The 25,902-nt window shown below is 67.9% G+C and carries 21 protein-coding genes and 1 tRNA gene; 7 read left to right on the top strand and 15 right to left on the bottom strand.

What is annotated here, in order from left to right; translation table 11 throughout:
* Positions 1-9 precede the first annotated feature (9 nt).
* The 3 genes from gmk to M8A51_RS04965 all read left to right on the top strand — a co-directional run bounded on the left by gmk (position 10) and on the right by M8A51_RS04965 (position 3,267).
* The gene (gene gmk / locus M8A51_RS04975; RefSeq protein WP_251777008.1) at positions 10-630 is read left to right on the top strand and encodes a guanylate kinase; all 621 of its coding nucleotides are present in this window, start codon (positions 10-12) and stop codon (positions 628-630) included.
* Positions 631-673: 43 nt separating this feature from the next.
* Complete coding sequence (gene rpoZ, locus M8A51_RS04970; RefSeq protein ID WP_251777007.1) at positions 674-877, top strand: DNA-directed RNA polymerase subunit omega; 204 nt, start codon at positions 674-676, stop codon at positions 875-877.
* Positions 878-990: 113 nt separating this feature from the next.
* Positions 991-3,267, top strand: coding sequence for a RelA/SpoT family protein (locus M8A51_RS04965; RefSeq protein ID WP_251777006.1), 2,277 nt, complete (start codon positions 991-993; stop codon positions 3,265-3,267).
* A 34-nt stretch (positions 3,268-3,301) separates the two neighbouring features.
* On the opposite strand, the gene greB is transcribed toward M8A51_RS04965, so the two are convergent.
* Positions 3,302-3,853, bottom strand: coding sequence for a transcription elongation factor GreB (greB, locus tag M8A51_RS04960; protein ID WP_251777005.1), 552 nt, complete (start codon positions 3,851-3,853; stop codon positions 3,302-3,304).
* A 22-nt stretch (positions 3,854-3,875) separates the two neighbouring features.
* The gene (locus M8A51_RS04955; RefSeq protein ID WP_251777004.1) at positions 3,876-4,799 is read right to left on the bottom strand and encodes a LysR family transcriptional regulator; all 924 of its coding nucleotides are present in this window, start codon (positions 4,797-4,799) and stop codon (positions 3,876-3,878) included.
* A gap of 162 nt (positions 4,800-4,961) precedes the next feature.
* Here M8A51_RS04955 and M8A51_RS04950 point away from each other — a divergent pair, with 162 nt between their 5' ends.
* The gene (locus tag M8A51_RS04950; protein ID WP_251777003.1) at positions 4,962-6,143 is read left to right on the top strand and encodes an acyl-CoA dehydrogenase; all 1,182 of its coding nucleotides are present in this window, start codon (positions 4,962-4,964) and stop codon (positions 6,141-6,143) included.
* Entirely contained in the window at positions 6,140-7,399 is a 1,260-nt protein-coding gene (locus M8A51_RS04945) for a CaiB/BaiF CoA transferase family protein (RefSeq protein WP_251777002.1), read from the top strand. The genes M8A51_RS04950 and M8A51_RS04945 overlap by 4 nt, the downstream gene beginning before the upstream one ends.
* Positions 7,400-7,416: 17 nt before the next feature.
* On the opposite strand, the gene M8A51_RS04940 is transcribed toward M8A51_RS04945, so the two are convergent.
* The 6 genes from M8A51_RS04940 to hemC form a co-directional block, all read right to left on the bottom strand.
* Entirely contained in the window at positions 7,417-8,064 is a 648-nt protein-coding gene (locus M8A51_RS04940; RefSeq protein WP_251777001.1) for a PEP-CTERM sorting domain-containing protein, read from the bottom strand.
* A gap of 313 nt (positions 8,065-8,377) precedes the next feature.
* Positions 8,378-8,454 (bottom strand) — tRNA-Arg (locus tag M8A51_RS04935).
* 36 nt (positions 8,455-8,490) lie between these two features.
* On the bottom strand, positions 8,491-9,738 hold the full coding sequence (locus tag M8A51_RS04930) for a heme biosynthesis HemY N-terminal domain-containing protein (protein WP_251777000.1): 1,248 nt from the start codon (positions 9,736-9,738) through the stop codon (positions 8,491-8,493).
* 14 nt (positions 9,739-9,752) lie between these two features.
* Positions 9,753-10,847 (bottom strand): uroporphyrinogen-III C-methyltransferase, encoded by a 1,095-nt coding sequence (locus M8A51_RS04925; protein ID WP_251776999.1) that lies wholly within the window; start codon positions 10,845-10,847, stop codon positions 9,753-9,755.
* A gap of 56 nt (positions 10,848-10,903) precedes the next feature.
* A complete protein-coding gene (locus tag M8A51_RS04920; RefSeq protein ID WP_251776998.1) occupies positions 10,904-11,686 on the bottom strand; it encodes a uroporphyrinogen-III synthase in 783 nt (260 codons plus the stop codon).
* Positions 11,687-11,690: 4 nt separating this feature from the next.
* On the bottom strand, positions 11,691-12,629 hold the full coding sequence (gene hemC, locus M8A51_RS04915; RefSeq protein ID WP_251776997.1) for a hydroxymethylbilane synthase: 939 nt from the start codon (positions 12,627-12,629) through the stop codon (positions 11,691-11,693).
* A gap of 110 nt (positions 12,630-12,739) precedes the next feature.
* On the opposite strand from hemC, the gene ppc reads away from it, so the two are divergent.
* Positions 12,740-15,592: a phosphoenolpyruvate carboxylase gene (ppc, locus tag M8A51_RS04910; RefSeq protein WP_407062202.1), complete on the top strand. Its 2,853-nt coding sequence runs from the start codon at positions 12,740-12,742 to the stop codon at positions 15,590-15,592.
* 13 nt (positions 15,593-15,605) lie between these two features.
* Here the strand turns inward: ppc and M8A51_RS04905 are convergent, their stop codons facing one another.
* From M8A51_RS04905 to apbC, 5 genes are read right to left on the bottom strand one after another with little or no spacing between them, the layout of a single operon-like run.
* Positions 15,606-16,235 (bottom strand): TorD/DmsD family molecular chaperone, encoded by a 630-nt coding sequence (locus tag M8A51_RS04905; RefSeq protein ID WP_251776996.1) that lies wholly within the window; start codon positions 16,233-16,235, stop codon positions 15,606-15,608.
* Positions 16,232-18,358, bottom strand: a complete 2,127-nt coding sequence (locus M8A51_RS04900) for a 4Fe-4S binding protein (protein ID WP_251776995.1) — start codon at positions 18,356-18,358, stop codon at positions 16,232-16,234. The genes M8A51_RS04905 and M8A51_RS04900 overlap by 4 nt, the downstream gene beginning before the upstream one ends.
* On the bottom strand, positions 18,282-18,857 hold the full coding sequence (locus M8A51_RS04895) for a DUF3306 domain-containing protein (protein ID WP_251776994.1): 576 nt from the start codon (positions 18,855-18,857) through the stop codon (positions 18,282-18,284). Before M8A51_RS04895 ends, M8A51_RS04900 begins: the two co-directional genes overlap by 77 nt.
* A gap of 3 nt (positions 18,858-18,860) precedes the next feature.
* Positions 18,861-19,382, bottom strand: a complete 522-nt coding sequence (locus M8A51_RS04890; protein WP_251776993.1) for a DUF3305 domain-containing protein — start codon at positions 19,380-19,382, stop codon at positions 18,861-18,863.
* Positions 19,383-20,474 carry an iron-sulfur cluster carrier protein ApbC gene (gene apbC / locus M8A51_RS04885; RefSeq protein ID WP_251776992.1) on the bottom strand — a complete coding sequence of 364 codons (1,092 nt, stop codon included), beginning with the start codon at positions 20,472-20,474 and terminating at the stop codon, positions 19,383-19,385.
* Between the two features lie 138 nt (positions 20,475-20,612).
* Between apbC and metG the strand changes: the two genes are divergently transcribed.
* Positions 20,613-22,694 (top strand): methionine--tRNA ligase, encoded by a 2,082-nt coding sequence (metG, locus tag M8A51_RS04880; RefSeq protein ID WP_251776991.1) that lies wholly within the window; start codon positions 20,613-20,615, stop codon positions 22,692-22,694.
* A 150-nt stretch (positions 22,695-22,844) separates the two neighbouring features.
* Here the strand turns inward: metG and lolA are convergent, their stop codons facing one another.
* Both lolA and M8A51_RS04870 read right to left on the bottom strand, forming a co-directional pair.
* Positions 22,845-23,450: an outer membrane lipoprotein chaperone LolA gene (lolA, locus tag M8A51_RS04875; RefSeq protein WP_251776990.1), complete on the bottom strand. Its 606-nt coding sequence runs from the start codon at positions 23,448-23,450 to the stop codon at positions 22,845-22,847.
* Positions 23,447-25,831 (bottom strand): DNA translocase FtsK, encoded by a 2,385-nt coding sequence (locus M8A51_RS04870; RefSeq protein ID WP_280925984.1) that lies wholly within the window; start codon positions 25,829-25,831, stop codon positions 23,447-23,449. The genes lolA and M8A51_RS04870 overlap by 4 nt, the downstream gene beginning before the upstream one ends.
* Positions 25,832-25,902 lie beyond the last annotated feature (71 nt).

The raw sequence follows: 25,902 nt of genomic DNA, 5'->3' as shown, positions 1-25,902 counted from the left end.
GGTCGGAGCATGGAATACCCGGGCAATCTCTTCGTCGTGGCAGCGCCCAGCGGTGCCGGCAAGTCCAGCCTCGTGAAGTCGCTGCTGGAACTCGATTCCCACCTCGTCGTGTCGATCTCGCACACCACGCGCCCGCCGCGCGGGCAGGAGCACGACGGCCGGGAATACTGGTTCGTCAGTGAGCCGGAGTTCCGCGCGATGACCGAACGCGGCGACTTCTTCGAGTGGGCCGAAGTACACGGCAACCTTTACGGCACCTCGCGCGCAGCCATCGAGTCGCGCATGGCCGCCGGCGAGGACGTGATCCTGGAGATCGACTGGCAGGGCGCACTGCAGATCAAGCAGTTGTTCCCGCACGCAGTGCTGATCTTCATCCTGCCGCCCAGCTTCGAGGAATTGCTGCAGCGCCTGCACCGGCGCGGCGAGGACGGCGCCGACGTCATCGAAACCCGCATGGCGAACGCCCGCCTGGAAGTGGCGCAGGCCCGGCATTTCGACTTCGTTATAATCAACGCTCTTTTCGAGACGGCGCTTTTCGACTTGAAGGCGATCGTCCACGCGCAGCGGCTCAAATACGCCGCCCAGCGTCGAAGCAGGCGAGCTGTCTTCGACGCCCTCAACCTCAGCTGACTGAAGCCCCAGCCGCAGAAAATGCGGCCCACTGGAGTGTGTTATGGCCCGCATCACGGTCGAAGATTGCCTGGACAAGATCCCGAACCGGTTTCAACTGGTGCTTGCGGCCACCTACCGCGCCCGCATGCTCAGCCAAGGCCACGCGCCGAAGATCGAGTCGAAGAACAAGCCGGGCGTCACCGCGTTGCGCGAAATTGCCGCCGGCGAAGTCGGCGTCGAGATGCTGCGCAAGGTGCCGACCTGACCGGTCACCGGTCCCATCGCTCCCTCTCCCGGCCTGCAGGCCGGTCCGCCGCGCCCGAACCTGGATTCGGGCGTTTCAGTTCGTGGGCTTGCATTCCGCGATAAAGTCGCGTCATGGTCGCCCACGCCGCATCGAAAGCCGGTAAACGCCCCGCGCCGCAGGAAACGGTGGCGCAAGGCGCACGCGTCGATGCCGCCGCCGCCTCCTTCGCGGCGCTGACCCACAAGCTCGATTACTTCGACCCCGCCGACATCAAGCGCGTGCGCGAGGCGTACAGATACGCCGACGAAGCCCATCTCGGGCAGTTCCGCGCCAGCGGCGAGCCCTACATCACCCATCCGATCGCCGTCGCCGGCCTGTGCGCCGACTGGAAGCTCGACGCCCAGGCGATCATGGCGGCACTGATGCACGACGTGATGGAGGACAGCGGCACCACCAAGATCGAGCTGATCGAGAAATTCGGTGCGCCGACCGCAGAACTGGTCGACGGGCTCACCAAGCTCGACAAGCTGCAGTTCTCCACGCGCGAGGAGTCGCAGGCGGAGTCGTTCCGCAAGATGCTGCTCGCGATGGCGCGCGACGTGCGCGTCGTGCTGATCAAGCTGGCCGACCGGCTGCACAACATGCGCACGATGGAGGCCATGCCCGCGGGCAAACGCTCGCGCATCGCGCGCGAGACCCTCGACATCTACGCTCCCATCGCCCACCGGCTGGGCCTGAACCAAGTCTACCGCGAGCTGCAGGAACTGTCCTTCCAATACCAGCTGCCCTGGCGTTTCGGGGCCCTGACCAAGGCGGTGCAGAGAGCGCGCGGACACCGGCGCGACATCGTCGAGCGCATCCAGGTCGACGTCGAGCGGGCGTTCAAGGAATCGTCGGTGGCGGTGCAGATCTTCGGTCGAGAGAAGACGCTCTATTCCATCTACACCAAGATGCGCGAAAAGCACCTGAGCTTCGCGCAGGTCAACGACATCTTCGGCTTTCGCATCGTCGTCTCGACGCTGCCCGAGTGCTACCTGGCGCTGGGCGTGCTGCACCAGCTCTACAAGCCGCTGCCCGGCCGCTTCAAGGACTACATCGCGATCCCCAAGGCCAACGGGTACCAGTCGCTGCACACCACGCTGGTGAGCCCGCTCGGCACCGCGGTCGAGTTCCAGATCCGCACCGACGCGATGCACCTGGTCGCCGAGAAGGGCATTGCCGCGCACTGGCTCTACAAGGCCACCGACAGCGGCAACGTGACCGAGGCGCAGCGCGTGGGCACGGTCTCGCTGCAGTCCCTGATCGACATCCAGGACGAGACGCGCGATTCGGCTGAATTCCTCGAGCACGTGAAGGTGGACCTGTTCCCCGACGCGGTCTACGTGTTCACCCCGAAGTCCAAGATCCTGGCGCTGCCACGCGGCGCCACGCCGGTGGATTTCGCCTACGCGATCCACTCCGATGTCGGCGACCACACGGTGGCCGCCAAGGTCAACGGCGAGCAGGTAGCGCTGCGCACCGAGCTGCGCAGCGGCGACGTGGTCGAGATCATCACCGCACCGGTCTCGCGTCCCAACCCGGCCTGGCTGAACTTCGTGCGCACCGGCCGCGCCCGCTCGAAGATCCGTCACTACCTGAAGAACATGCGCCAGGAAGAATCGCTGGAACTCGGCGAGAAGCTGCTGACGCAGGCGATGCGGGCCGAAGGCCTGCAGATGCCCAGGGGCGACGAGATCGCCGGCGAGCCGCTCGACCTCGCGCTGTGGCAGGGGCTGATCCGCTGGAGCGGCAACCGCGGCCGCCGCGAACTGCTGATCGACATCGGCCTGGGCAAGAAGATCGCGACCATCGTCGCCAAACGCCTGGCCAAGCTGATGGCCGAGGCGGGCACCAAGCCGGACGCGCTGACACTGTCGATGAGCCGCTACCTCAACGACGACAGCATGCCCTCGCAGGCCATGGTGACGATCGACGGCAGCGAAGGCGCCACCGTCCAGATGGCGACCTGCTGCCGGCCGATCCCGGGCGACGCGATCGTCGGCTACCTCGGCCGCGGCGAGGGGCTGGTCGTGCACACCAGCGAGTGCCAGGTCGGCAAGCGCCTGTTCCAGCGCGACAGCGAGCGCTGGATCCCGGTCGAATGGTCCGAGGACCTGCAGCGGCCGTTCGACACCTCGGTGGCGGTGCTGGTGCAGAACGGCAAGGGCGTGCTGGCCAAGGTCGCCCAGGCGGTCAGCGAGGCCGAAGCCGACATCACGCACATCGACATGGGGCACGACCCGGGCCACGCGACCATCGAGCTGAAGCTGCTGCTGGCCGTGCGCGATCGGGTGCACCTGGCCGACGTATTGCGCACCTTGAAGCGCTCGCCGCTGGTGCTGAAGGCCGCACGGGTCAAACCTCAATAGGCAGGGCGGCTCGCTGCGCAAATGCGCAATGCGGTCACTGCGGCGCGGGGTAGCGCACCTCGAGCACTTCGATCTTCTCGACACCGCCGGGCGTCATCAGCTGTACCTCGTCGCCTTCGCGCGCCTTCAGCAGCGCCCGCGCGATCGGCGCGACCCAGCTCACTTCGGCCTTCAGCGCATCGGCCTCGTCGATGCCCTTGATCGTGATCGTGCGTTCCTCGCCCCGCGCATTCGCATAGGTGACGGTTGCACCGAAAAAGATCTGGTCGTTGCCGTGGTGCAGCGACGGATCGGCCACCTCGGCGACGTCGAGCCGTTTGGTCAGGAAGCGGATGCGCCGGTCGATCTCGCGCAGGCGCTTCTTGCCGTACAGGTAGTCGCCGTTCTCGGAGCGGTCGCCGTTCGACGCCGCCCACGAGACGATCTCGACGACCTTCGGGCGCTCCTCGTCGATCAGCGTCATCAGCTCCTCGCGCAGGCGGCGGTAGCCCGCGGGCGTGATGTAGTTTTTCGTGCCGGCCGGCAGTGCGGGCAGCGCGAGGTCGTCGTCGTCGGCGTCGGTTTCCTTGGTGAATGCCTTGCTCATGGGGGAGTCCTCGGGCCGGGAATTATGCGCCGCCTGCCTGCGCGGCAGAGGCGTTCGCCTCGGCGACGATCCAGTGGCGCAGGCGCTCGACCAGCGGGTCGCCAGCCTTGCGTTCCGGCATCACGAAATAGTACGCCCGCTCGCCGCGCTGCGGCCGGTCGCAGGCGATCACCAGTTCGCCGCGCGCCAGCTCGGCCTCGATCAGCAGCGGCGGCATCAGGGCCAGCCCCATGCCCTGCGCCGCCGCCATCGCGAGCATCGAGAACAGCTCGTAGCGCGGGCCGGCGCTGTCGCGCGGGTGTTCCACGCCCTGCGCTGCAAACCACTCGCGCCATGCACGCGGGCGAGTGCTCTGCTGCAGCAGCGCAAAGCCCGTGAGGTCTTTCGGCGTCGGCTGGCGTCGGCCGGCGATCAGCGCCGGGCTGCACACCGGCACCAGGTCTTCGCGCAGCAGCTCCACCGCGTCGGTGCCGGGCCAGTTCGCGACCTGTTCGGCCGTGCCGGCGTACAGCGCCGCGTCGAATTCGCTGTCGGAGAACAGAAACGGCCGGGTGCGGGTCTCGAGGTTGAGCACGAGGTCCGGGCTGGAGGCGGCCAGACGGGGCAGCCGGGGTACCAGCCAGCGCGTCGCGAAAGTGGGCACGACCGCCAGGTCGAGCGAACCCGCCACGCCAGGGTGTGCCATCAAGGCCTGCGTGTCGCGCTCGACCGCGTCCAGCCGCTGGCCGATACGGCGGCCATAGGCGGCACCCGACTCGGTCAGCAGCACGCCGCGCCGCGTGCGACGAAACAGCGGCACGCCGAGGAACTGTTCGAGGGAGGCAATCTGGCGGCACACGGCGCTTTGCGTCAACGACAGCTCCTGAGCGGCCTTCGTGAAGCTCTCGTGGCGTGCGGCGGCCTCGAAGCAGACCAGCGCCTGGGTACTGGGGATTTTTCGTTTCATTGTGCAGAACCGGCATACCGGAGAGAGGGCGCCAAGATTCATCCCTCTTCGGGTTGGTCGCTGGAGTTCCATTTTTGCACACGCTCTTGTCGAATCCTCGTTTGCCCGCGCGGGCCCCAGCCCCTACCATGACCGCATCCCCCCATCCTTCAGGAGACCCGCATGGCCCACGCCGCCTTTCACTGGGAAGACCCGCTGCTGCTCGACCAGCAGCTGAGCGACGAGGAGCGCATGGTGCGCGAGGCTGCCCGTGCCTACTGCCAGGACCGGCTGATGCCTCGCGTGCTGGAGAGCTTCCGCCACGAAAAAACCGACGCGGCGATCTTTCGCGAAATGGGCGAGCTCGGCCTGCTGGGCCCGACCATACCCAGCGAATACGGCGGCGCCGGCCTGAACTACGTCAGTTACGGGCTGATCGCACGCGAGGTCGAGCGCGTCGACTCCGGCTATCGCTCGATGATGAGCGTGCAGTCGTCGCTGGTGATGGTGCCGATCAACGAGTTCGGCTCCGAGGAACAGAAGCGCAAATACCTGCCCAGACTGGCCAGCGGCGAGTGGATCGGCTGCTTCGGCCTCACCGAGCCGAACCACGGCTCGGACCCCGGCAGCATGGAAACGCGCGCGCGCAGCGTCGACGGCGGCTATCGACTCAGCGGCAGCAAGATGTGGATCACCAACAGCCCGATCGCCGACGTGTTCGTCGTCTGGGCCAAGAACGACGCCGGGCGCATCCGCGGTTTCATCCTCGACAAGGGCATGCCGGGCTTGAGCGCGCCGGCGATTCACGGCAAGGTGGGTCTGCGCACGTCGATCACCGGCGAGATCGTGATGGACGACGTGTTCGTGCCGGCCGAACAGGAACTGCCGAATGTCGAAGGGCTGAAAGGCCCGTTCACCTGCCTCAACAGCGCACGTTACGGCATCGCGTGGGGAGCCTTGGGCGCGGCCGAGTTCTGCTGGCATGCCGCGCGCCAGTACACGCTGGACCGCAAGCAGTTCGGCCGCCCGCTCGCGGCCAACCAGTTGGTCCAGAAGAAGCTGGCCGACATGCAGACCGAGATCACGCTGGGGCTGCAGGGCTGCCTGCGCCTGGGCCGCATGAAGGATGAAGGCACGGCCGCGCCCGAAATCACGTCGATCATGAAGCGCAACTCCTGCGGCAAGGCGCTCGACATCGCCCGCGTGGCACGCGACATGCACGGCGGCAACGGCATCAGCGACGAATACGGCGTGATCCGCCACGTGGTGAATCTCGAGGTGGTCAACACCTACGAGGGCACGCACGATGTGCACGCGCTGATTCTCGGCCGTGCGCAAACCGGCATTCAGGCCTTCAGCGCATGAGTACGACGTCCGACGCGGCCGGCACGCAACCGCCCGCCACGGCGCTGGGGCACCTGCGCGTGCTCGATCTGTCGCGCGTGCTGGCGGGCCCGTGGTGCGGCCAGATCCTGGCCGATCTCGGCGCGCACGTCATCAAGATCGAGCGCCCGGGCGAGGGCGACGACACACGCCACTGGGGCCCGCCGTTCATGAAGGACGCCGACGGCCGCGACACAGACCACGCAACGTACTACACCTGCGCCAACCGCAACAAGCAGTCGGTCACGGTCGACATCACGCAAGCCGAGGGCCAGGCGATCGTGCGCGAACTCGCACTGAAGAGCGACGTGCTGATCGAGAACTTCAAGGCCGGCGGCCTCGCGCGCTATGGCCTCGACTACGCGACGCTGAAAGCGCTGAACCCGCGGCTGATCTACTGCTCGATCACCGGCTTCGGTCACGACGGCCCGTATGCGCCGCGGGCCGGCTACGACCTGCTGATCCAGGCGTCGAGCGGAATGATGAGCATCACCGGCCGGCCGGATGGCGAGCCCGGCGGCGGCCCGGTCCGCGTCGGCGTCGCGGTGACCGATCTCTTCACCGGCGTTTATGCGTCGACGGCGATCCTCGCGGCGCTCGAAGTGCGTCACCGCACCGGTCGCGGTCAGCACATCGACATGGCCTTGCTGGACGTCGGCATGACCATGCTGGCCAACCAGGCATCGGCCTTCTTGAACACGGGGCGCGCACCGCAGCGGCAAGGCAACAGCCATCCGAGCATCGTGCCCTACCAGGACTTTCCGACAGCCGACGGCGCAATGCTGCTCGCAGTGGGCAACGACGGCCAGTTCGCGCGCTTCTGCGGGGCGGCCGGCGTGCCGGCGTGGAGCCGCGACGAACGTTTCGCGACCAATACGCAACGGGTGCGGCATCGCGGCTTGCTGATCCCGATGATCGAGGACTTGACGCGCCAGCGCAGCACGGCCGCATGGGTGGAGTTGCTGGAACACCGCGCCGTGCCGTGCGGGCCGATCAACGACATCGGCCAGGCGTTCGACGACCCCCAGGTGCAGGCGCGCGGGCTGCGGGTCGACCTGCCGCACGAGCACTTCGGCACCATCGCCGGCGTCGCGAGCCCGCTGCGGTTGTCGGACACCCCCCCGGTCGCGCGCAACGCACCGCCGGATCTCGGGCAACACACCGATGAGGTGCTCGCACGGGTGCTGAACTACGACGCCGACCGCATTGCCGCCTTGCGCCAGCAAGGAGTGGTGTAGGACCGCTGCCCGGAAAGTCAGGACTCGCCAGCGGCACCGAGGTGCCTCGCGATACGCTGTCGCAACCCACGCCCCCTGGACCAGCACGCGAGACCGGCCATGCCGAAACCGAGCAGGGCGACCGTCGAGGGCTCTGGCACCGCGATGAGCTGAAAGGTCAGATCGGAGGCGTAGTACGGCGTGTCCTGCGTGCCCGTCCAGAACGCGCTGCCCTCCAGGTACGCATCACCATAGGGGCCGTCGTTGCGATTCAGCCCGAACAGCACCGCGCCCCGTGGGGAAGTCAACGACAAGCTGTACTGCTCCCCTGGCGTCAACCGCACGCCGATGAGATTGAAGCTCAGGTACCCCTCCCACGATCGAGGATCGGTGGCGTCGGGCGGAAGATGCGCCTCGCGATCCACCCGAAGATCCTGCGGCCCTACCAGTGTCAACCGTGCGGGGTAGCCGCTGAGCGGCGCGGTGTGCAGCGTCCACACGCGCAGCGACGCCAGGTGCTCGTCGACGGCGCTGAAATGCTGAGTGATGAATTCCGGCTCCGTTTCGAACGCGTTCATGAACCAATCGGTTCGCCGGTCCTGGATGATGTCGGCGCTGGCGCCGAATGCCACCGTGCACAAACTCAAGGTCAGCGCGCTTCTCCGGAGTTCTTTGACACGGTTCATGCGATCCTCCACAAGGTCCCATGCAGGGACAGGTGATGCTAGGTTCGCGGCGACCGGAACCACACCCCGCGGCTCGGGGCCACGCCGGGCATGCCATCTGGAACATGTAAGAAGGCTGGCAGTGCTGCAAGGGAAGCCCGTCACAGGCATGCCGCTGTACGGTCCGATGGACAACATCGCTCGACCGGGAAGGCGTGCACGGGCCGTGCGACCGCATCTGCTGCTGCGGTTGGCGCAACAGGAAAATCCACGCGCAAAGAAAAACGCCTTAGAGGCACAAACCTCTAAGGCGTTTTTCTAGAACCGAAATTCTTGGTGCGGCTGGCAGGATTCGAACCCACGACCCCTTGGTTCGTAGCCAAGTACTCTATCCAACTGAGCTACAGCCGCGAAGACAGAAAGTATAGCACGGCTTTTTGGCCGTTGTCACTCGACCTCGGCCAGGTGACGGTAACAGGCATGGACGCGGTCGCGGTCGCCTTCGCGCTCGGCCAATTCGGCAAGCGAGCGCCAGGCCGCCCGGCGTTGCGCCGGCGCAAGCTGCTCGTCGTCGACGCAACGTTCGAGTTGCTGGCGCGCCTTGCCCCACAGTTTCATCTCGGCCAGCGCCCGGCCGAGCGCATACGCGAGATGGGGGTCGCGTGGGTCGGCCGCCGCGGCAGCTTCCAGCCGTGGCAGCCAGTCAGGCCCCACGCCGCTCAGGGCGGCGACCAGTGCGCGGCTGAGTTCGGCGCGCTCGTCGGCAGGCAGTTCGGCCGCCTGGTCCCAGAAGGGGCGCAGCCAGCCGCGCGCCTCTTCGAAGGCCCCGGTGCGGGACATCAGCGTCGCGGCGCGTGCCGCGACGAAGGCATCACGCCGGTCGGCGGCATCGAGTTGCTGCCACACCCGGCGCAGTTGGTCGGCATCGCGGGCAGTTTCGAGCGCCTCGACCGCCAGGGAACGCAGCAGCCCGATCGCCGCGGACTGCGAGAAGCCCTGATGCTTGGCAAGCAGCCGCGCGGTCGGCAGTGCATCGAGTGGCCGCTGCGCAAGACGCGCGGCCTGCAGTTTCAGGCGCAGTGCTTGCGTGCGGCGGGCGACGCCCGGGGACAGCTCGGCCACCAGTTCGAGCGCACGGTCGGCATCGCGGTCCTCCAGCGCCCACTCGGCAGCGAGCAGGCGCGCACCCTCTTCCGCCGGCCGGGTCACCAGGCCCGGGGGGGCGGCAGCCAGCGCCTGCGCCAGATGCTCGTCGCGCCTGGCCTTGTCCTGCAGGCGGTGCATGCTGCCAGCCGCCAGCAGGTGCGCAAGCATCGTGAATTCGGCGTCGGTGCCCAGTTCGGGCGTTTCACTCTGGATCGTCACGGCCCGCTGCGCCGCCTTGTGGGCGCGTGTGTAGCGGGCCCCGAAGAACAGCGCAAGCGACTCGCGCAGCGCCTGCTGCGCCGAACGCTCGCGCTTGGACAGCCGCCACTCGCGAGCCCTGCGCGGCAAGCCGATCAGCGCGCTGATACCGTGCAGCGCGACATACACCACCGCCACCGTGAGCACCAGTGCCAGCACGAAGAAGTTGAACGAGACGTCGACCCGCCACGGTGCCCAGAACACCGTGACCAGGGCGTCGTTGGCGCCGAGAAACGCGGCTGAGACCACAGCCGCCGCGAACAGCAGAACCAGCCAGACGATCGCGCGCATCGCTCGATGCCCCTTCAGCGCCCGGCCGCCACGGCGGTCAGCGCGGCGAAGGTGTCGTCGGGGCGAGGCACGACGGATTGATGCGCTTGGCTGGCAACCTGCCGCAACAGGTCGCCCACGGTCGCCGTCCGGCGTGCGCTGCCGTCGAAGTAGCGCTCCAGCGACTGCTGCGCGATGACGATGTCGGACTGCACCGTTTCGAACTGACGGCTCAACAACGCAAGCCGGGCGTTGAGCAGCCGCAGTTTCAGGTTTTCGCGCAGGAAGAAGGCCTGTTCGGGCGCGACCAGCATCGCCTCGGGCCGATCGATGCGGGTCACGCGGATCAGCGATTTCGCCTCGGTCCAGACGCGCTCACCGGCTTGGCGCCACCAGTCGGACGATGCCTGGGGCGGGGCGGCAACCGCGGGCCCGGATGCGGTCGCCCCTGCGCGCGAGACCCGGCGGGGTTTGGCGGGAGCAGACGCGGCGGCCTCGGCAGTGGGCGCCGCCTGCTTCAGGCTCGCAGGGCTGGAGACCAGCGGCAGTTCGTCGACCAGGCGCTCGGCCTCGTCGAGCCGGATCACGAGCGCCGAGACATCGGCCACGCTGACCGAGCGCACGCGTTCGAGGTCTCGCGCGATCGCGCGCCGCACCCCTTCGAGCCGCGGCTGATTGACGCGCTGCAAGCGCTCATCGGCCGACTTCAAGGCAGCGACGAGCGGCTCGGCGCTGCCGGTGATGGCCGTCTGCTGCACGGCCACGCGCAGGCTGGCTTCGATGTCGACGACCAGGTTCTCGTCTCGCGAGCGCGACAGCGACTGCATCAACTCTTCGAGTTGCGTGCGCTGCACCGCGACCTCGGCCAGCCTGGCTTCGACCAGCGCGACCTTGGCGCTGGCGTCGCGCGAGACGTCCTGCGCCTGGCGCGCCAGTGCCCGCGCCTCGGTCGCCTGCTCCTGGCTGTCCTGCTGCCGGCGCACGAGTTCCTGCTCGAGGCTCTGCACTTGCTGCTGAGCTTGATAGGCCAGGACGATGCTGGCAACGCCGAGCAGCACCAGCGCGAGCACCACGAGCCACCTGAGGGCCCGTCCGGCATTCGAGGGCTGGCTCGATTGCACAGCCGGCATGCGGCCATGGGCGTCGCGAGAGTGCGTGTCGGTCGGGGATGGGGAAGAGGTATCGCTCACGGTGCGGACGATTGTATAGAGCGCTCGATAGCGGCCGTGACGGCCTCCATCGACGGCCGGCACTCGACCGGCTCGACGATGCCCAGTCGGCGTGCACGCTGCACAATGCGCGGGTGCGTCGCGAGAGCCCTGGCCTGCGACCAATCGGGATGCAGGCCGCGCTCGGCGCAGCAGCGTTCGAGATGGTCGACGGCTTCGGAGCTGCTGAAGAACCACAGATGCTGCGCGGGCCGCGCGATCGCATCGCCGAGCAGCGCCTGAGCGCCGGCATCCAGCAGCGGCGCATGGCGCCGGTAGGCGCAGACGAACTCCACCTCGGCCCCTGCTTCGCGCAGCCGTTCGGCCAACCAGTTGCGGCCGCCGTCGCCGCGCACGACGAGCACCCGCTCGCCGGGCCACGACAGCTCGCGCAGGCGTTCCCACAAGCTGGTCGAATCGAACTGCACCGCCGCGCTGTCGGGTTGCAGGCGCTGTGTCGCCGGCACGCCGGCCGCCTGCAGCGCCGTGTCGGTTCCCGGCCCGGGCGATGCGGCCAGCACGGCTTCGGGCCATGCCGCCGCCGGCGGGCGCAGCGCGAAGAACTGCTCGACCGCATTCGGGCTCACGAACATCACCGCACGATAGCCGCCGAGGCGCAGCCAGGCGCCATGCACCGCGGCCGCATCGGGCGGCGGGGCGATGTCGATCAGCGGCAGTGCATGCGCGTCCAGCCCGGCACGCCGCAGCTGGGCGACCCAGGCTGCGGCTTGCGCGGCCGGCCGCGTGACGAGCACTCTCATGCGGTCAGCCGCGTGGCAGGTAGCCGGCAGCACCCTGCTCGAGCAGGCGGGTGGCCGCAGAGGCTCCCAGCGCTTCGGCCTGCGCCGCGTCGTCGACCGGCCCGCTCACGGCAGCCTTCAGCAACGGTGCATCGGCCCGTTCGGGATGCCCGACCGCGGCAGCGAGCGTCATCCGGCCGGCCTGCCACACCGCATGGGCAGCGAGCGGCACGCTGCAACTGCCCCCCAGCGCACGCGATACGGCACGCTCGGCGTGCACGGCGAGCCAGGCCGGCGCATCGATCAATTGCGCCAGCCGCTCGGCCAGCTCCTGCTGCTCGACACGGATCTCGATGCCGAGCGCACCCTGGCCCGCCGCCGGGATCATCTGCTCGACGCTGAACCGGCAGCGGATGCGCTCGGGCAGGCCGAGCCGCATCAGGCCTGCCGCGGCCAGCACGATGGCGTCGTACTGCCCTTCGTCGAGCTTGCGCAAGCGCGTGTCGAGATTGCCGCGCAGCGGCTCGATTCGCAGGTCCGGCCGCATGGCGCGAAGCTGCACGACGCGGCGCAAGCTGGACGTGCCGACCACCGCGCCTCGCGGCAGCGTCGTGATCGACTCGTAGCGCGGCGAGACGAAAGCATCGCGCGGGTCTTCACGTTCGAGCACGGCAGCCAGCACGAAGCCGGCCGGCAGCTCCATGGGCACGTCCTTCAGCGAATGCACCGCCAGATGGGCGCGCCCTTCTTCCAGGGCGACCTCGAGTTCCTTGACGAACAGGCCCTTGCCGCCGACCTTCGACAGCGTGCGATCGAGGATCTGGTCGCCGCGCGTGGTCATGCCCAGCAACTCGACCGGGCGGCCGAAACGTTGCTGCAGCAAGGCCTGAACGTGATGGGCCTGCCACAGGGCAAGCCGGCTTTCTCGGGTGGCGATGACCCACGGGGTGGATGACGTCGTCATGATGCCGGCATGCTACCCGAGCGCCGGCGCGCCGCCGCCGACGGCCCTTCCCGGTGCTACCATCGTGGGTTTGTAACTTAGTTACCACTCTTCTTCAACCGAGGTAACCGATGCCGCGCGCCGCCCGCCCTGCTGCTTCCCCTGTCTCCCCGCCGGCCGCACGCCGCCGCACGTCAGCCGCTGCCGCGGCGCTCAGCAGCGACGACGCCGCGGAGAAGAACCGGCCGCTGATGGAAGACATCCGGCTGCTGGGGCGCATCCTCGGCGACGTGATCCGCGAGCAGGAGGGCAAGGAGGCCTTCGAACTGATCGAGCGCATCCGCAAGCTCTCGGTGGCCTACCGGCTGAAGCGCGACGCCGACGCCGGCAAGACGCTGTCGCGCCTGCTGAAGAACCTGAGCAGCGACCAGGCAGTCTCGGTGATCCGGGCGTTCAGCTATTTCTCGCACCTGGCCAACATCGCCGAAGACCGCCATCACGTGCGCCGCCGGGAACACCACGAGCGCCAGGGCCACCTGCAGGAAGGCTCGCTGGCGATGACCTTCGAGCGGCTGGCCGAGAAGGACGTGCGCGCCGAAGAGATTGCGAAGACGCTGGACCACGCCTACATCTCGCCGGTGCTGACCGCCCACCCGACCGAGGTGCAGCGCAAGTCCATCCTCGACGCCGAGCGGGCGATCGCGGAGCTGATCCACCTGCGCGACGAGCTGCACACGCAGCGCGAACTGGACGACAACCAGGCGATGCTGCGCTCGCGCGTCACGCAGTTGTGGCAGACGCGCATGCTGCGCTACACCAAGCTCACGGTCGCCAACGAGATCGAGAACGCGCTGAGCTATTACCACGCGACCTTTCTGCGCCAGATCCCGCGTCTGTACCGCGAGCTGGAACACGCGCTGCCCGGGTTCGACATCGCGCCCTTCTTCCGCATGGGCAACTGGATCGGCGGCGACCGTGACGGCAACCCCAACGTCACGGCCGACACGCTGACGCTGGCCCTGAGCGCACAGAGCGAGACCGCGCTGCGCTTCTACCTCACCGAGGTGCACGAGCTCGGCGCCGAGCTGTCGATCTCGGCCATGCTGGTGCAGATCACGCCGCAGATGCAGGCACTGGCGGAACGCTCGCCGGACACCAGCGACCACCGCAAGGACGAACCCTACCGACGCGCGCTGATCGGCATGTACTCGCGGCTGGCTGCAACGCTGCAAGAACTGACGGGCACCGAGGCGCTGCGCCACGCAGTGGCGCCGTCGACGCCGTACGCCGCGGTCGACGAGTTCCTCGCCGACCTGCGCGTCATCGAGTCCTCGCTGGTGTCGCACCATGGCACCGCACTGGCCAACACGAGGCTGCGTCCGCTGATCCGCGCGGTACAGGTGTTCGGCTTCCACCTGGCCACCGTCGACCTGCGGCAGAGCTCCGACAAGCACGAGGCGGTGATTGCAGAATTGCTGGCGCATGCCAAGGTCGAGCCACGCTATGCCGAGCTGACCGAAGACGACAAGATCGCGCTGCTGCTGCGCCTGCTGAACGACGCGCGCGGCCTGCGAGTGCGTGGGGCGACCTATTCCGAACTCGCCGAGAGCGAGCTGGCGATCTTCGAGACGGCAGCCCGGATGCGGCGGCGCTTCGGCCCGGCGTCGATCAAGCACTACATCATCAGCCACACCGAGACGGTCAGCGACCTGCTCGAAGTGCTGCTGCTGCAGAAGGAAGCGGGCCTGGTGCGCGGCACGCTCGACGACGGCGCGACGGCCGACCTGATCGTCGTGCCGCTGTTCGAGACCATCGGCGACCTTCGCAATGCGGCACCCATCATGCGCAGCTTCTATGCGCTGCCGGGCGTGCTCGATCTGGTCAAGCGCTCAGGCGCCGAGCAGGACATCATGCTCGGCTACAGCGACAGCAACAAGGACGGCGGCTTCTTCACCAGCAACTGGGAGCTGTACCGCGCCGAGATCGCACTGGTGGAGCTGTTCGGCGGCCTGCGCGAGGCGCACGGCATCACGCTGCGCCTGTTCCACGGCCGTGGCGGCACGGTCGGCCGTGGCGGCGGCCCGAGCTACCAGGCCGTGCTGGCGCAGCCGCCCGGCACGGTGAACGGCCAGATTCGCCTGACTGAACAGGGCGAGGTCATCGCGTCGAAATACGCGAACCCGGAGATCGGCCTGCGCAACCTCGAGACGCTGGTCGCTGCCACGCTGGAAGCCACGCTGTTGCATCCGACGAAGTCGGCGCCGAAGTCCTTCCTCGATGCAGCGCAAGAGCTCTCGAATGCCAGCATGTCGGCCTACCGCCAGCTGGTCTACGAGACGCCCGGCTTCACCGACTATTTCTTCGCCGCAACGCCGATCCGCGAGATCGCCGAGCTGAACATCGGCTCGCGCCCGGCCTCGCGCAAGGCGACGCGCGCGATCGAGGATTTGCGCGCGATCCCCTGGGGCTTCTCGTGGGGCCAGTGCCGCGTCGCGCTGCCGGGCTGGTTCGGCTTCGGCTCGGCGGTCGAGGCCTATCTGGGCGCCACGCCCCGGGAGCGCAAGGAACGCCTGGCGCTGCTGCAGCGCATGCACAAGCAATGGCCCTTTTTCCGTACGCTGTTGTCCAACATGGACATGGTGCTGGCGAAGAGCGATCTTGCCGTCGCGGCGCGCTATGTCGAGCTGGTCGAGGACAAGCGGCTGGGCAAGAAGATCTTCGCGGCGATCCAGACCGAGTGGCAGCGCACGCACGATGCCGTGTCGCTGATCACGGGCGAGAAGCGGCGGCTGGCGTCCAACCCGGCGCTCGCGCGCTCGATCGAACACCGCTTTCCCTACCTCGACCCGCTGAACCACCTGCAGGTCGAACTGATGCGCCGCTATCGCCAGCTGAAGGAAGGCGGGCAAACCAACGAGCGTGTCCAGCGCGGCCTGCACATCTCGATCAACGGCGTCGCGGCAGGGTTGCGCAACACCGGCTGAGCGGCCTCAGGCCTCATTCGAGCAGGTCGAAGCCCTGCGCCTCGACCTCGACGAACTTCTGCGTGAAGCCGGCGACCGCGCGGTACAGCCGGGCACGCGGGTGCCCTGCCAAGGCCTCGCAAAGGCTGCCGAGCCAGGGCTGCACATGCGCGCGAAAGAAGCGGCGCTGCTGTTCGAGGTTGCAGACCTCGATGTCGTCGCCCGCGATCAGATAGCGCATCACCTCGAAGACATACGCCACATGGTCCTCGGTCTCGCCGGCGCCTTCGTCGCGGCCCAGCCCGAGCCGGGTCAGCTCGGTGCGCAGGGCCGCGAGCGGCTTCTCATTCAGAAAGCCAGCCAGGTAATAAGAGCCGTACAGGAAGACCTCGGGCTTGCCGACGCCGAGGAACAGTGCGTCGTATTCGTCGGCCGCGGCCCGCGTATCGGTGGCGCGCATGGCCGCCACCAGCTCCTGCCATGGCGCCTCGAGAAAGGCACCCTCCTGCGGCGCCTGTGTCACGGCGACGCGAAACTGCGACAGCAGCGGTTCATCAGGCGCCGCCACGTACAGCCGCGCGAGCAGGCCGTACAACTCGGCCCGCGCCAACTCCTCGCCGTCGTCCGGCGTCGTGAAGGCCAGAGCCTGCGCACGGGTGCTCATAGGTCGGTGATCCTCACTTCGTTGCTCTGCATGTGCATGTCGATGACGCGGCAATCGCCGCACATGCGCAAACGGTCGGCGGCCGCGCCCCGGAACGCAGGATGGTCGGCCAGCTTGCCGAGCATCAACTCGATCGCTTTCAGCGTGCCGAACGGCTTGCTGCAGCGAATGCAACGGTACGGCTCGACCTCGTGCAGCACGCGCGCCTGCTTGCGCGCCTTGCCTTCGTCGGCGAGCAGCAGGCGGGGCTGCAGCGCGATCGCGCCCTCGGGGCAGGTGGTCGCGCACAGGCCGCATTGCACGCAGTTTTTCTCGACGAAGCGCAGTTGCGGGCGCTCCGGATTGTCGGCCAGCGCGCTTTCGGGGCAGGCACCGACGCAGCTCAGACACAAGGTGCACTTGTCGGTGTCGACCTGCACCGCACCGAACGGGCTGCCGGAGGCGGGCAGCGCGATCTCGTCGGGCGCCGCCGGCGCCTGCGCCAGCAGGTGGTCGAGCGCCAGGTCGAGGGTGGCCCGCTTGTCGGCCTGCGCTGCATAGGCGGCCGGCTGCGCGACGCCCTGCGCCGCAGCGAGTTGCAAGGCCGCGTCGAGCGCCGGCAGATCGCGCGCATCGCGCACCTGCAGCAGGCGCACATGCTCGCCCCGGTAACCCATGCCCTGGAGAATCGCGTTCGCGACCGCTGCCTGCTCGGCCAGCGCCACACGGTACTCCGGCGCTTCCTCCTCGGTCAGCAGCAGCCACACGTCAGCGGCGCCGTAGGCCACGGCACTCAGCCACAGGTCGAGGCCGACGCTGGCGGTGTGCCACACGGCCAGCGGCAGCACGCGCGCCGGCACACCGTGCACCGAGCGGTCGGTGCGGGCCGCGCGTCCCAGGTCGTCGATCACGCGGGCCCCGGCGCCTTCGCTGTGGACCAGCAACGCCGCATCCCGGCCACCGGCGCGCCGGTAGGTCTGCAGCAGCGTGCGCAGGCGCTTGCCTTGGTCGACCGTGCCGGGGTAGGCATACGCCAGTGCACCGCTCGGGCACACCGTCGTGCAGGCGCCGCAGCCGACGCACAAGTGCGGCTCGACGAAGATGCCTCCGTTCGTCTGTGCCTCGCTGCGTATCGCACGCGCCGAGCAGACCTCGATGCAGGCATCGCAGCCCACCTGCTCGTTGCGGCTGTGCGCGCAGAGCTTGGACTTGTACTGGAAGAACTTCGGCTTCTCGAACTCGCCGCTCATCTCGCGCAGCTTCAGCACCGCATCGATCAGGCGCCGTTCGTCCCCGCCGGCATGAAAGTAGCCCTGCGGCGGCTGGTGCATCGACAACAGTGGCCTCTCGCCCAGGTCGAGCACCAGGTCGAAGCGCTCGCCGAAATCCTGCGGGGCGCGCTCGAAGTCGATCGCCCCGGCCGCCTCGCACACCCGCACACAGTCGCGGTGGGAGCGACAGGCAGCCAGGTCGATCTGGTAGCCGAAGTCGATCGCACCTTCGGGACAGGCGTCGATGCAGGCGTTGCAGCGGGTGCACAGTTCCAGGTCGATCGGGTTGGCGTGGCGCCAGCTGAGCTCGAACGCGCCGAGCCAGCCGCGCAATTGCGTGACCTCACCGGCGAACACCGCACGCTCGCGGCGCTGCGACAACGCACCTCCCGCGCGGTCGACCAGCAGGGTCACGTCGAGCCGGTCGTCCAGCATCGCTGCCGCCCGCTCGGCCGCTTCGGCCGGACCGATGACGACGCAGCGGCCACCGCTGCGGTAGCTCACGGTGGGGACGGGTTCGGGGTCAGGCAGTTGCGCGGCAGCGATCAGCGCCGCCAGCTTGGGCGTCGCGCCCACCGCGTCCCTGGACCATCCACCCGTCTCGCGAATGTTGACGAAGCGGATGGGCCGCTCGGCCACGCCGGGCGCGCCTTCCGTTTCCTGGTTCAGTTCCAGGAAAAGCCGGCTTTCCTGCGTGCAGGCCACGAGCAGGTCGTCGCCCGACCGGGCCGCGCGCTGAAAGGCGCCTGCCTCACGGCGGCACAGGGTGGTGTGGACCGGGATCGGTGCGCCGCCGTCAGCGCCCAGCGCCTTGGTCAGGGCCGGGCCGTCCAGCGGCATCGTCCGGTTGCAGTTGCACAGCAGGGTTTTCATCGTGGGGTACTGCAGCGCCCGCTGCATCGGCGGGCGCGGTGTCGTGAGGTGTCGATGACTCTGACACGTTCGGCGTCGCGGCACCAGAGGAGCTTCCAGCGGCAGGGGCATCGCCGGACGGCTCATCCTGGAACAGCCCGAGCATGCGCGCCTGCGTCATCTGGCGGAGCATCGCCAGCGGGATCGGGTCCGGCCGGCTGTAGTCGTCGATATAGACGTCGAGCCCATCCATCTGGTTGAAGTGCGGGTCGCTGAACAGCTTTTTCATCGCCGCGCGCTTCACGTCGTCGTCGACGCCGCGCGAGACGAAGCGCGAATAATCAGACTGGTGCGTCAAGCGCGCAACGTCGTCCATCGTCGGTGGCGGTTCAGGCGGCGGTGCGTCAACGGGTGCGTCGTCAGCCGGTGCCTCGACGGCGGGCGGCGCGGCAGGCTCGGCCTCTTCGCGTGCCTCGGCCTTGCGACGCGACCAGCGGGAGAAGAAGCTTTCGTCCGCCATGGCTCACTCCTTGCCTTCCGGCATGCCGGCAGGCCCGGGCCGTGCGTCGGGTGCGACAAAGGACGCGGGCCGCTGCCGTTTTTTCGGCTCGGGCCGGTAGTGTTCGTCGGTGTAGGCGGTCAGCCATTGCGTCACGTCCACCGGCAGCGGCAGGTTGTCGACGCGCTCCTGCGCGTCGAGCCAGCGCCCCGCTTCGTTGTAGGACAGGCTCACGGCCTGCACCGAAGCACGCGACGGATCCTCGTCGTCCACGCGCCACATCACGAACCACACCGGCCGGCCCGACGTCAGGTTCAGGTAGTAGCCCTCGCCCTCATCGCGGAACAGCGCCACTTGCAGCGCCGGGAACAGCCAGCGCGCGATGCGCCCGTCATCGACCAGCAGCCGCGGCTCGCTGCCGAAGGCGTCTTGCTGCCGGGTGACCTCGGCGATACGGAAACGCCAGTCCTCCCAGGCATTGGGCTGCGCTTCGCGCTCCAGCACCACTGCAACGTCCATCGAGGGCCGGGCCGCTGCCATGGCCATTCACGTGTTCTTCGAGATCGAGATCGTCGGGAACTTGGCGGAGTAGTCCTTCGCCCTCTCGGCGATCTTGACCGCGACGCGGCGCGCGACCTCCATGTAGAGCCTGGCGATCTCGCCGTCGGGCTCGCTGACCACCGTCGGACGGCCCGCGTCGGTCTGCTCGCGGATGCTCAGGTTCAGCGGCAGCGCACCGAGGTAGTCGACACCGTATTCGGCCGCCATGCGCTTGCCGCCGTCGGCGCCGAAGATGTGCTCGACATGACCGCAGTTGGAGCAGACATGCACGGCCATGTTCTCGACCACGCCGAGGATGGGCACGCCGACCTTCTCGAACATCTTCAGGCCCTTGCGTGCGTCGAGCAGCGCGATGTCCTGGGGCGTGGTGACGATCACCGCGCCGGTCAGCGGCACGCGCTGGCTCAGCGTCAGCTGGATGTCGCCGGTGCCCGGCGGCATGTCGACGATCAGGTAGTCGACGTCGCGCCAGTTGGTCTGCTTCAGCAACTGGTCGAGCGCCTGCGTGGCCATCGGGCCGCGCCAGATCATCGGGTTGTCGGGCTCGATCAGGAAGCCGATCGACATCACCTGCACCCCGTAGTTCTCGAGCGGCTCCATGGTCTTGCCGTCCGAGCTTTCGGGGCGGGCGTCGATGCCCAGCATGGTGGGCTGGCTGGGGCCGTAGATGTCGGCGTCCAGCACGCCGACCGTCGCCCCCTCGGCGGCCAGCGCCAGCGCGAGGTTGACCGCCGTGGTGCTCTTGCCGACACCGCCCTTGCCGGATGCGACCGCGATGATGTTCTTGACGTTGGGCAGCAGTTGCACGCCGCGCTGGACGGAGTGCGCGATCACCTTGCTGGCGATCTGCACGCTGACGTTCTCGACCCCCGGCACGCCGCGCGCCGCGGCGATCAGCGACTTGCGCAGCAGCGCCACCTGGCTTTTGGCCGGGTAGCCGAGCTCGATGTCGAACGTGACATCGCCACCGTCGACGCGCAGGTTCTTCACCGCCTTGGTCGAGACGAAATCCTTGCCGGTATTGGGATCGATGACGGGCTTCAGCGCGTCGAGTAGGGCTTGCTCGGTCAGGGCCATGGGTGGGTGCGAAAACGGAGGTGGGAAGGCGAATGGCCAGTCTAGCGCAGCGCCCGACAAGCTGCGGCACGGCGCCTAGAATCGGGGGTTTCCCCGAACGACGCGCCCTGCCGCGGGCGCCACCACCCCGAGGCCACGATGACCCGCAAGCTCTTTGTCACCACTGCGCTGCCCTACGCCAACGGCAATTTCCACATCGGCCACATCATGGAATACATCCAGGCCGACATCTGGGTGCGGTTCCAGCGCATGCAGGGTGCCGAAGTGCATTTCGTCGGTGCGGACGACGCACACGGGGCGCCGATCATGATCGCCGCCGAGAAGGCCGGCAAGACGCCGCAGGAGTTCGTCGCGTCCATCGCGGCCGGGCGCAAGCAGTACCTCGACGGTTTCCACATCAGCTTCGACAACTGGCACTCGACCGACAGCCCGGAGAACACCGAACTGGCGCAGGGCATCTACCGTGCGCTGCGCAGGAACGGCCTGATCTCCTCGCGCAACATCGAGCAGTTCTTCGACCCGGTCAAGGAAATGTTCCTGCCGGACCGCTACATCAAGGGCGAGTGCCCGAAGTGCGCCGCGAAGGACCAGTACGGTGATTCGTGCGAGGTGTGCGGCGCGGTCTATACCCCCACCGACCTGAAGAACCCCTATTCCACGCTGACCGGCGCCACGCCGGTGATGAAGACCAGCGAGCACTACTTCTTCCAGCTCTCGTCCCAGCGCTGCATCGACTTTCTGCAGCAGTGGACCCAGGACGGCAAGCTGCAGCCCGAGGTCGCGAACAAGATCAAGGAGTGGTTCACCACCGACGAGGCCGGCGCGGGCGGGCTGTCGGACTGGGACATCTCGCGCGATGCGCCCTACTTCGGCATCGAGATCCCCGATGCGCCGGGCAAGTACTTCTACGTGTGGCTCGACGCGCCGGTCGGCTACCTGGCGTCGCTGAAGAACTACTTCGACAAGGGTGGCCCGAAGGCCAGGTACAACGAGGCGCGCAGCTTCGACGAATTCATCGCCGACCCGCACGTAGAGCAGTATCACTTCATCGGCAAGGACATCACCTACTTCCACACGCTGTTCTGGCCGGCCATGCTGCAGTTCAGCGGCCGCAAGGTGCCGAACAACGTCTTCGTGCACGGCTTCATCACCGTGAGCGGCGAGAAGATGAGCAAGAGCCGCGGTACCGGCATCGACCCGTTGAAATACCTGTCGCTGGGCATGAACGCCGAATGGCTGCGCTACTACATTGCGGCCAAGCTCAATGCCAAGGTCGAGGACGTCGACTTCAACCCGGAAGACTTCGTCGCGCGGGTCAATGCCGACCTGGTGGGCAAGTACGTCAACATCGCCAGCCGCGCAGCCGGCTTCGTCAGCAAGCGCTTCGGCGGCGAGCTGACGGCGGCCCTCTCCGCCGACGGCGAGCAGTTGCTGGGCGGTCTGCGCGCGGGCGCGGACGAGGTACAGCGTCTGTACGAGGAGCGCGAATTCGGCAAGGCGCTGCGCGAGATCATGCTGCTGGCCGACCGCGTCAACGAATACGTCGACCAGAACAAGCCGTGGGAGCTGGCCAAGCAGCAAGGCATGGACACACGCCTGCACGACGTCTGCTCGGTGTGCATCGAAGCCTTCCGGCTGCTGACGATCTATTTGAAGCCGGTGCTGCCGGCCCTGGCGGCCAACGTCGAGGCCTTCCTGAAGGTCGGTCCGCTGACCTTCACCGATGCCCAGCGCCCGCTGGGTGCTCATGCCATCGGCGCCTACCAGCACCTGCTGCAGCGTGTCGACCCGAAGCAGCTCGATGCGCTGTTCGAGGCACCCGCTGCGGCCGACACCGCGCCCGCCACGGCGTCGCTGCCGGGCGGCGAGGAGATCGCGCCCACCATCGGCATCGAGGACTTCGCCAAGGTCGACCTGCGCATCGCGAAGATCATCAACTGCGAATATGTCGAAGGCTCGGACAAGCTGTTGCGCCTGACGCTGGACGCCGGCGAGGGCCAGACGCGCAACGTCTTCAGCGGCATCAAGTCGGCCTACAAGCCCGAGGACCTGATCGGCAAGCTGACCGTGATGGTGGCAAACCTGGCGCCGCGCAAGATGAAGTTCGGCTTGAGCGAAGGCATGGTGCTGGCGGCCTCGCACACCGACGAGCAGGCGCACCCGGGTGTGTTCGTGCTGGAGCCCTGGCCGGGCGCCGAGCCCGGCATGCGCGTGCGCTGAACAAGCAAAGGGTGGGTTCGAGCCCCCGCGGGGCCACCGCGGAACCACGAGTGCGCCGCGCCGGCCGCCCCATGCGACCGAGAACTCCGCAGGGGCCGTCTCCCGCCCGAGAGCCTAGCCGGGATCGGCGACGCCGACGTTACAAATCGATCATTGCTCCAGCACGTCCGCGCCCTGCGGCGGCGTGAAGCGGAAGTCGTCGGCCGGGACCGCGGCATTGGACTGGACCTGGCTGAAGTTCAGCAGCGACTTCTGGCCGAAGTTGTCGAGGATCTCGAGCGCAGCCAATGCGCCGCCGCGAAAACCGACCCGCACCGACTGGAACTGGCTGTCCTTCTCGCGCGGCACGGCTTCAGCCCATTGCAGGCCGTCACGGTCGGCCATGGCTTTCAGCTGGAAATCCTTCTCGAGCGCCCCGCCGGCCAGCAGCGCGGCGGGGGTCGCGCCCAGCGCCTGGCTCATCGGCCGCACAGTCACCTGGTTCAGATCGGGGTCGTAGAGCCAGACCTTCTGGCCGTCGGCGACGATCAGTTGCTCGAACGGCTTGTCGTATTCGAAGCGAAACCGCCCCGGACGCGAGAACGCGAAGCTGCCCTGCGTGGTGCGCTTCTTGGCACCGTCGGGCGAGGTCACGGTCTGCGTGAAGGCCGCGCGGCCGCTCTTCACGTCCTGCACGAAGCTCTTCAGCGTGTCGACGGCGTCAGCCCAGGCGGGCACGACAACGGCCAGCAGTGACATCAGTAGGAGTTTCTTCATTCTTCGCGAGACGGTACGAGGATGTCCCGGTTTCCGTTGGTGGCCATGCCGGATACGAGCCCGGACTTTTCCATTTGTTCCAGCAGCCGTGCGGCGCGGTTGTAACCGATGCGCAAATGCCGCTGCACCAGCGAGATCGACGCGCGCCGATGCTGCAGCACCACCTGCACGGCTTGGTCGTACATCGGGTCGGCCTCGCCTTCGCCGTCCGCACTGCCGCCCTCGCCGGCCGGCCCGCCTTCGCCGTCGAGCGTGCCGCCTTCAAGGATGCCCTCGATGTAGTTCGGCTCGCCCTGGCTCCTGAGGTATTCCACGACGCGATGCACTTCGTCGTCGCTGACGAAGGCGCCGTGCACGCGCACCGGCAGGCCGGTGCCGGGCGACAGGTAGAGCATGTCGCCCTGACCCAGCAGCGCCTCGGCGCCCATCTGGTCGAGGATGGTGCGGCTGTCGATCTTGCTCGACACCTGGAATGCGATGCGGGTCGGGATGTTGGCCTTGATCAGGCCGGTGATCACGTCGACACTGGGCCGCTGTGTCGCCAGCACGAGGTGGATGCCGGCCGCGCGCGCCTTCTGCGCCAGGCGGGCGATCAATTCCTCGATCTTCTTGCCGACCACCATCATCAGGTCGGCCAGCTCGTCGATCACCACGACGATGTAAGGCAGCCGGTCGAGCGGCTCGGGCTCCTCGGGCGTCAGGCTGAACGGGTTGGACAGCTTCTCACCGCGATCGGCGGCTTCGGCGATCTTCTTGTTGTAGCCGGCCAGATTGCGCACGCCCAGCTTGCTCATCAGCTTGTAGCGGCGCTCCATCTCACCCACACACCAGTTGAGCGCGTTGCCCGCCTGTTTCATGTCGGTGACCACCGGTGCCAGCAGGTGCGGGATGCCTTCGTACATGGCCATCTCCAGCATCTTGGGGTCGATGAGGATCAGGCGCACGTCGCGCGCCTCGGCCTTGTACAGCAGCGACAGGATCATCGCGTTGATGCCGACCGACTTGCCCGAGCCGGTGGTGCCGGCCACCAGCAAGTGCGGCATCTTGGCAAGGTCGGCGACCACTGGGTGACCGACGATGTCCTTGCCCAGGCCCATCGTCAGCATCGATTGCGCGTCGTTGTAGACCTGCGAGCCGAGGATCTCGGCCAGGCGAATGCTCTGCCGCTTCGCGTTCGGCAGCTCCAGCGCCATCAGGTTCTTGCCGGGGATGGTCTCGACCACGCGGATGCTGACCAGGCTGAGCGATCGTGCCAGGTCCTTCGCCAGGTTGACGATCTGCGAACCCTTCACGCCGGTGGCCGGCTCGATCTCGTAGCGGGTGATGACCGGGCCGGGCGAGGCCGCGACCACCCGCACATCGACGCCGAAGTCCTTCAGCTTCTTCTCGATCAGCCGCGACGTCATCTCGAGCGTCTCGGGCGTCACGGTCTCGGTCTTGCCCGGCGCGGAGTCGAGCAGGTCGACCTGCGGCAGCTTGGTGTCGGCCAGCTCCGTGAACAGCGGCTTCTGCCGCTCCTTGACGACGCGCTCGGACTTCGGCACCTCGACGATCTGCGGCTCGATCAGGATGGGTGCATGGTCCACGATGACCTGGCGCTCGACCTCGACGATCTGCTCGCGCTCCTTCATCGCCTTCTCGCCCAGGCGCAGGTCTTCCTTGATTTCGCGCTGCGTCTCGCGCCGCACACGCCAGCTGTCGATCCAGCCACCGAGCTGCTCGGCGGCGCGCACCCACGAGAAGCGCAGCGCCATCGACACACCGGCCACCAGCAACGCGATCCACCAGACACCCGAGCCGGCAAAACCGAGCAGCCGCATGCTCAGCGGGCCCAGCGTGTGGCCGAGCACACCGCCGGCATGGCCCGGCAGGTAGGCTTCGAGCTGGTACAGCCGCGTCCATTCGAGGCTGCTGCTCGCGCACAGCAGCGCCGCCACGCCGGCCCACAGCAGCCACCTGGGTGGGGCATCGGCGCTCTCGGCCACCGGTGCCTGCTCGCCACGCAGCAGGCGCGCGAGCGACGACAGCCAGCTGCGCATCGCGATCAGCACGATCCACCAGGCCGAAAAACCGAACAGGAACAGCAGCAGGTCGGAGGCCCAGGCCCCCAGCACGCCGGCCGCGTTGTGCACGCCGGTGCCGTCGCCGGTGGTCGACCACGCGGCATCGGACGACGAATGGGTCGCCATCGCGAGCAGCAGCAGGACCAGCCCCAGCGCGCCGAGGAACACGCCGAGCTGCAGGCGCCAGCGGGGCGGCGCGGGCGGTGGCTCGACCGCCTTGGGCTTGCGCGTGTAGGCCGCGGACGACCCGCGCGCGGACGACGACGAAGGAGGAGCGGTGCCGGGATCGGCCCCGAGGGACCCGAGAGGAAATGCCATGCGCGGATTGTGAATCAAGCGCGCACCGGAACACCGGGCCGAGGAAACATCTGCATACCTTGGCGGCCGGC

It is taken from the genome of Caldimonas mangrovi, assembly GCF_023721835.1.
Classification (GTDB): domain Bacteria; phylum Pseudomonadota; class Gammaproteobacteria; order Burkholderiales; family Burkholderiaceae_C; genus Caldimonas; species Caldimonas mangrovi.
Note: the sequence above shows the minus strand (reverse complement) of the source record. Positions and strands in the feature narration are given on the sequence as shown.